Below are 7,120 nucleotides of genomic sequence, written 5' to 3' on the forward strand. Positions count from 1 at the left end.
ACCGGAAAGAGGCAGCATGCCCGCCATCTCACCGAACAGCCCTGCCGCGTCGAGCTACACCATCTCGAACTCCAGGGCGTTCGTGGTCAACTCCCAACTCGACTTCAACAACGTCCCGCGCTCGTTCACCGTCTCCTACCCGGACCCGGCGCCGGCCGGGCTGACCGTCACCCTGGTCCGGGTCACCGCGCCCGGCGGCTCGGTCGACCTGGACGCGCTGGCCACCGCCGGGACCGTGGACAGCGCCAGCATCGCCGGGCGCGACGTCAGCGCCACCCGCAGCAGCTCCGGCGGCGTCACGCAGCTCACCTGCAACATCCAGGACCCGTCGGAGGCCGGCGTCCTGGACGAGCACTACGAGGTACGGGTCTCCGCGACCGCCGCCGTCACCTGGGGGTACGCGGTCGACAACGCGTTCAACTCGAACGTGATCCGGCTGGTCTGCGACCCGGTGGCCGCGTACAACGGGCTGCCGGCGACGCTGCTGGAGAAGCAGCTGCTGACGGTGACCGCGCAGGGCGCGGCCGGCCCGGCGCTGACCCCGACGGTGGTGCGCAACACCAACCCGGCCAACGGTCTGGTGCTGCCGGCCCCGGTGCCGACGTACCAGTTCGGCCACCAGGGCACGATCGCCATCCAGGGCCTGCCGTCGCCGGTCGGCACCAGCCAGACGTACCAGCTCACCGACGCGTTCCTCAACCCGGTGCCGCTGCCCGGCGTGTACGCGCCGACCCCGGTGACGTTCACCGTCGACGTGGTCTACCCGGGCATCGGCGGCCCGGCCTTCCTCACCGGCCACGGCACCGGCGCCGCGTCGATCACCCCCCGCCCGCAGCGGGTCCAGTTGATCCTCGACCGCTCCGGCAGCATGGGCGCCGAGCACCGGTGGGACAACGCGAAGACGGCCGCCCGCATCTTCGTCAACTTCTTCGGCGAGTTCCGCGACGGGGTCAACGCCGACGACCGGATCGGCATCACCGTGTTCGAGGACAACGTCTGCTCGTTCCGCAGCTCCGGGCCGGCCGGGCCGCCGTTCATCACCGACGTGGTGCCGCTGGGCACCCCCGCCGCGGTCGCCGCCGCAGACCTCAGCGGCCCGGTCTTCGGCAACCCGGGCGGCTGCACCCCGATCGGCGACGGCCTCTTCTTCGGCCTGCAGAAGCTGGAGGCGGCGGGCTTCCCGACCAACGTGCGCTACACGGTGGTGCTGCTCACCGACGGCGACGAGAACGCCGGGACCATCAAGATCGGGCCCGGCGCGGACCCGGGCAACCCGAAGACCTGGGCGGCGGCCAAGCTGGACCCGGCCATCGACCAGATCACCGGCCCGACCACCGACCTGAACCTGTTCACCATCGGCCTGGGTTCGGCGCCGAACTTCACCGTGCTGAACAACCTGGCCGCCGCCGGGCACTTCGCGGCCGCCTTCACCGTCGGTACGCTGATCGACCAGTTCGCCACCATGTTCTCCCTGTCGCAGGAGGCCAACAAGCTGCTCACCCGGTTCACCCGGGTGGTCGGCGACCCGGTGCCGCCGGCCCCGCTCACCGAGGTCTTCTTCGACACCAGCAACGCCCAGAAGTTCGGCGTGGCCATCCTCAAGACCCTCGACCCGCCCACCCCGGCCGACGTGATCGACACCGTGGAGATCGCCCGCTGGGACGGCACCACGTTCGTGGTCGAGAAGATCGTCCCGGCGGACTTCGAGGGGCACTTCTACCTGGGCGTACCCGACGCCGGCGCGTTCAACGGCGGCACCGCGACCTGGCGGGTGCGGCGCTTCCACGGCGCGGCGGTCAAGCCGATCGCCCTGGAGGACGTCTTCGCCTTCGAGGACCTGCACGTGAAGTCGGCGCTGGCGCTGGACCGCAAGGACTACCTGACCGGCGACGAGATGCAGTTGGCGGTGGAGATCCGCAAGGACTTCGCGCCGGTGCGCGGGGCCACCGTCCGGGCGGTGCTGGACGCGCCGGCCGAGGGGATCGGCTCGTTGCTGGCCGGGCTCGACCCGGACGACGTCGCCCGCCAGCAGCGGCGCAAGGGCGACGGCAAGGACCGCCCGCGCGGCCGGGGCGCGCTGATCGACGCGGTCCTGGAGAAGTACGACTGGGACGGGCTGCCGCGCTGCAACCCCGACCCGGGCGGCCTCTTCGTCGACGGCACCGACCTGCTGCACGACGTCGACGGTGACGGCATCTACACCAACACCTTCGCCAAGGTGCACGTCGAGGGCGTCTACAACTGGACGCTCTTCGTCAACGGCGTGGACGACGACGGCAACCCGTTCAGCCACCGGCTGGACCGGTCCACGCTGGCCGCGATCAGCGTGAGCCGCAAGGCCACCGTCATCCGGCGGGAGACCCTGAAGATCGCCGAGCCGTCGTTGACCGCGGTGAAGGTGACGATCACCCCGCAGGACGACTTCAAGGAGCTGCTCGGCCCCGGCTTCGACGACACGGTCATCTGGGCGATCAGCAGCGAGGGGGGTGTGTTCGCGCACGTGCGCGACCAGCAGCCGCCGCCGGTCAACACCGACGGCACGTACACCCGCACGGTGGTCTTCAAGCGCGGCACCAAGCCGACGCTGCGGGTCTCGGTCAACGGCGTGATCCTGCCGAAGATCTACCTGGCCCCCGGCCAGCCGGCCGGCGACTGGCGGCACCCGCGCACCAGCGCGTGAGCCCCGGCCGGTGACGGCGGCGCCGCCACCGGCGTCGGCAACCGGACAGCGCAGGCGTCCGCCGGCGACAGCGTTCCCGCCGTCGCCGGCGGACGCTGGCGTCGACGTCCCACCCGAGGAGGCGGTCGGCCATGGTGACACCCGTGCGGGCGACGCTGGCCGGCGCGCTGGCCCTGCTGCTGCTGGCCGGCGCGACCGGGTGCCGCCGGTCGCGGCCGGCCCCCGCCCCCGGTGGGGACCCGGCGACGCTCGGCCTCACCGTCACCGCCTCGCAGCCGTCCTACCGGCCCGGGGAGCGGGTCGAACTGCGGATCCGGCTGACCAACCCGCACGCCGCCGGCTGCCGGCTGAGCCGGGTGGCGGCGGGCGGGCTGAGCGTGTCGTCGCTGACCCGCGACGGCGCGGCGGTGCCCCCGACGATCGGCACCGCCCACTTCTACCGGGACTTCGGCGGGTACCTGGCCGAGAACCTGGTCACCGTGCCGCCGAAGGGGTCGGTCGAGTTCACCCTGCCCGCTGATCCGCAGGGTCCGGCCGGGTCGGCGTTGACCACCGCCGCGCCGGACGGGCGGGGCGGGGCCACGCTCACCTGGTGGCCGGTCGACCGCCCGGGCGCGTACCGGGTGACGCTGCGCTACCTGCGGCCACCGGCGTCGGACCTGCCGGCCGATCCGTGTACGACCGCCACCGGCGCCGGCGAGGTCCGGTTCGAGGTGCGGGGGTGAGCGGCGTGCGGCGGACCATCGGCCGGGCGGCGGTGCTGGCGGCGGCGCTGGTGCTGCTCGCCCCGCAGGCGGCGTACGCGGTGGTCGAGGTCGAGTCGGGTCTGAAGCCGATCTACGACGGCTGTGTCGGGCAGTTCCGCGGCTCCGGCAACGCCGGCATCCTCGACCAGTTGCAGGCCTCGGGCAAGACGATCAAGGTACGGCGACCGATCTTCGGCAAGGAGAGCAGCACCACCACCTCCGTTCCGGGCAGCGACGTGCAGATCAACTGGTGGCCGGAGAACGACGGTCGCAAGCTGCCCGAGGACGGCGGCCCGGAGTTCACCGAGGACCAGTGCGCGACCCTGATCCACGAGATGAGCCACGCCCTCGACGCGGCGAACGACACCGACCGGGGCCAGTTCTGCACCCAGGGCGGGAGGTTCGCCAGCGGCGTCGACCCGGCCGAGGTGCACGCCGTGCAGGTGGAGAACGCGTACCGCCGGGGCGCCGGCCTCTCCGAGCGCACCTCGTACAGCGGGGGGAAGCTGCCGCAGAACGGGCGCGACTGCGACCCGCCGGCGCCGAAGCGTCCCCGCGGCGGCTGCTCGGTGTCCGCGGTCGGTGCGGGCTACCGGTGCGCCACCAGCAACGGCGACCCGCACCTGGTCACCTACGACGGCCTGCGCTACGACTTCCAGGCGGCCGGCGAGTTCGTGCTCTCCCGATCCACCGCCGACGACTTCGAGGTGCAGACCCGCCAGACGATGTTCCCGGCGAGCCGGACGGTGGCCGTCAACTCCGCGGTGGCCGCCCGGGTGGCCGGCGACCGGGTGGCCGTCTACGCCTCCCCCGACGGCCCCCAGGTACGGGTCAACGGCGGGCCGGCCACCCGCGCCCCCGGTGCGGTGCGGCTGCCGCGCGGCGGCACCGTGGACACCGGCGACGACGGCGTGGTCACCGTGGGCTGGCCGGACGGCAGCCGGCTCGACGCCGCCCCGATCGGGGTGTGGGGGCTCAGCGTGAGCGTCGGGGTGCCGGCGGGCCGCGCCGGGAAGCTGACCGGCCTGCTCGGCGACCACGACGGCGACCGGGCCGACGACCTGGTCACCGCCGCCGGCGACCGGCTCGCCCAGCCGCCCGCCTTCGACGCGCTCTACCCCGGCTTCGCCGACGGCTGGCGGGTCGAACAACGGCGCTCGCTCTTCGACTACGGGCCCGGCCAGGACACCTCGACCTTCACCGACCGCCGCTTCCCGGACCGGGCGCTCACCGTCGGGGACCTGCCGGGCCGGGCCACCGCCGAGCTGCTCTGCCGGCGCGCCGGGGTCACCGACCCGGCGATCCTCACCGACTGCGTGCTCGACGTCGGTCTCACCGGGCAGGTCGCGTTCGCCACCGACGCGGCCCGGGCCCAGCGGGACACCGCCGCGCCCGGTGCCGTCACGCTGGCGGTGACCCGTCCCGGGGGCACCGCCGAGCTGGCGGTGCCCGGCGGCGTCGGCCGGCAGGTCTTCGTCGAGGTCACCGCGGCCACCCTGCCCGACCGCTGCGGGGTGCTGAAGCTGCTCGACCCGCAGGGCCGCGAACTCGCCACCGGCTGCGTCATCGGCGGCACCGGCTTCATCGACACCACCCGGCTCGCGGCCGCCGGGGAGCACCGGCTGGTGCTCGACCCGTACGCCGAGGAGGTGGGGCGGGTGACGCTGCGGGTGGTCGAGGTGACCGACGAGGAACTGCGGCTGGCCGCCGAGGGGCCGACGGTGCGGGCGACGCTGGCCCGGCCGGGCGCGGTGAGCCGGCTCGCCTTCGACGGGCGGGCCGGGCAGCAGGTCTTCGTCCAGGTCGACGCCAGCACCCTGACCGACCGCTGCGGCGTGCTGAAAGTGCTCGACCCGGCCGGACAGCCGCTGGCCACCGGCTGTGTGATCGGCGGCCGGGGCCACGTCGACACCGTGGTCCTGCCCGCCACCGGCCGGTACGTGCTGCTGGTCGACGGGTACGCCGCCGACACCGGCTGGGCCGACGTCCGGCTCCGCGACGCCCCCGACCAACTGCTCGACACCGTCGCGGACGGCCGGTCGGTCACCCTCTCGGTGACCCGGCCGGGGGCGGCCAGCCGGCTGCGCTTCCCGGCCGACGCCGGCCGGCGGGTGACCGTCGAGGTGACCGCCGCCAGCCTGCCCGACCGGTGCGGCGTGCTCGCGCTGACCGGGCCGGACGGCGACCGGTTCGCCGAGGGCTGTGTCATCGGCGGCACCGGGCGGATCGAGACCGAGCCGCTGCCGCGCGGCGGCACCTGGAGCCTGGTCCTCGACCCGTACGCCGAGGAGACCGGGACCGTGACGGTCACCGTCCGGCAGAGCGGCTGAGGGGTCAGCCGGCGGTGGGGTCGACGTGGTCGCGCCAGGAGTGGCGCGGCGCGTAGCCCAGCAGCCGGCGCGCCTTGCCGATGCCGAGCAGCGTCTCGTGCCCGCGGAGCTCTCCGCGCACCTCGACGTCCGGGTAGACCTCGGCCATCAGCTCCGCGCTGGGGCGGCTCATCACAGTGTCGGCGTTGGCGATGATGAACACCTCGGCGCCCGGCCGGTCGTACGACAGGGCCCGCTCGACCGCCTGCGCGCCGTCCCGGGCGTCGATGTAGCCCCACAGGTTCCACCGGCGCAGGTGCGCGTCGGCGTCGAAGGAGGGGAACCGCGCGTAGTCCTCGACGTCCATCACGTTGGAGAAGCGCAGGCCCACCATGACCAGCTCCGGGTCCCAGCGGCAGAAGTGCCGGGCCATCTCCTCCTCCAGCGCCTTGTTGAGCGCGTACGTCGTCTCGGGCCGGGGCGGGTACTCCTCGTCCACCGGCGCGTACGGCGGCGGGGTGTCGAACGGCAGGCCGAGCACCGTCTCGCTGGACGCCCACACCACCCGCTTGATCCCGGCCGCCCGGGCGGCGGCGAAGACGTGGTACGTCGCGGCGGAGTTGTTGGTGAAGGTGGTCGCGTTCGGCTGCAACCCGGGCGCGGGGACCGCCGCCAGGTGCACGACCGCGTCGATCCGGCCGGCGTGCTCGTCGACGGTGCCGGTGAGCGCCGCCAGCACCTGCCCGTAGTCGGTCAGGTCGGCGAGGAGGAACTCGCCCTCGACGTCGCGGGGGTCGCGGCCGGCGGCGCGGTCCACGGCCAGCACGTCGACGCCGACGGCGCGCAGGTGCGCGACCACGGCCCGGCCGAGCTTGCCGGTGGCTCCGGTGACGACGACGCGGCCGGGCAGCGGGGAACGGGGGTCGGTCATCCGGACATCCTCTCCGGCGACCCGACCCGCCGCATCCGGCACGCCGCCGGTCCGGCCGGTGGGTCCCGACGCCGAGCGGGCGACGCGGGGTTGTGGTCCGCGTCGACAAATAGACGAACGTGCGGGTCTGCTGACCGAACGCATCGGTGCCGTACACGATCCGTGGATCCGGCCCGAAGATCACCGGTGCCATGATGTGGACCGGCTCCCCATCGATCGACGCACCTGTGTCGCCTGAACGACTGCTCAGTCACGCCGGCCTCGGTAGCTTCCGACCTGCGGGTTGCCCCCGCCGGCCGGCATGCCACCGCGGCCCGGTCGTCCGCGCGGCCCGGCTGCACCAGGCCGACCCGACCCGACCCCACACCGAACCGGCCGTCGTCGACGGGACCGGTGGACGGACCACGAGCAACTGACCGACCGGCCGGCGTGCGCCCGCACCGCTGCGCCGCCG

4 protein-coding genes are annotated in these 7,120 nt (G+C 74.1%); 3 read left to right on the forward strand and 1 reads right to left on the reverse strand.

Annotation, left to right across the window (positions count from 1 at the left end; translation table 11 throughout):
* The first annotated feature begins 16 nt into the window (after nucleotides 1–16).
* From GA0070611_RS11050 to GA0070611_RS31295, 3 genes are all read left to right on the forward strand, one after another.
* Complete coding sequence (locus GA0070611_RS11050; RefSeq protein WP_091662081.1) at nucleotides 17–2,680, forward strand: vWA domain-containing protein; 2,664 nt, start codon at nucleotides 17–19, stop codon at nucleotides 2,678–2,680.
* 131 nt (nucleotides 2,681–2,811) lie between these two features.
* The gene (locus GA0070611_RS11055) at nucleotides 2,812–3,405 is read left to right on the forward strand and encodes a hypothetical protein (RefSeq protein WP_091662084.1); all 594 of its coding nucleotides are present in this window, start codon (nucleotides 2,812–2,814) and stop codon (nucleotides 3,403–3,405) included.
* Nucleotides 3,402–5,756 (forward strand): VWD domain-containing protein, encoded by a 2,355-nt coding sequence (locus GA0070611_RS31295; RefSeq protein WP_091662087.1) that lies wholly within the window; start codon nucleotides 3,402–3,404, stop codon nucleotides 5,754–5,756. Before GA0070611_RS11055 ends, GA0070611_RS31295 begins: the two co-directional genes overlap by 4 nt.
* A 4-nt stretch (nucleotides 5,757–5,760) precedes the next feature.
* Here the strand turns inward: GA0070611_RS31295 and GA0070611_RS11065 are convergent, their stop codons facing one another.
* Nucleotides 5,761–6,666, reverse strand: coding sequence for an NAD-dependent epimerase/dehydratase family protein (locus GA0070611_RS11065; protein ID WP_091662089.1), 906 nt, complete (start codon nucleotides 6,664–6,666; stop codon nucleotides 5,761–5,763).
* Nucleotides 6,667–7,120 lie beyond the last annotated feature (454 nt).

This window comes from Micromonospora auratinigra (assembly GCF_900089595.1).
GTDB classification, from domain to species: Bacteria; Actinomycetota; Actinomycetes; order Mycobacteriales; family Micromonosporaceae; genus Micromonospora; species Micromonospora auratinigra.

Excerpts from the sequence above, each read along its gene's own strand:
- GA0070611_RS11050 (WP_091662081.1), top strand. The coding sequence starts at position 17 with ATGCCCGCCATCTCACCGAACAGCCCTGCCGCGTCGAGCTACACCATC.
- GA0070611_RS11055 (WP_091662084.1), top strand. The coding sequence starts at position 2,812 with ATGGTGACACCCGTGCGGGCGACGCTGGCCGGCGCGCTGGCCCTGCTG.
- GA0070611_RS11065 (WP_091662089.1), bottom strand. The coding sequence starts at position 6,666 with ATGACCGACCCCCGTTCCCCGCTGCCCGGCCGCGTCGTCGTCACCGGA.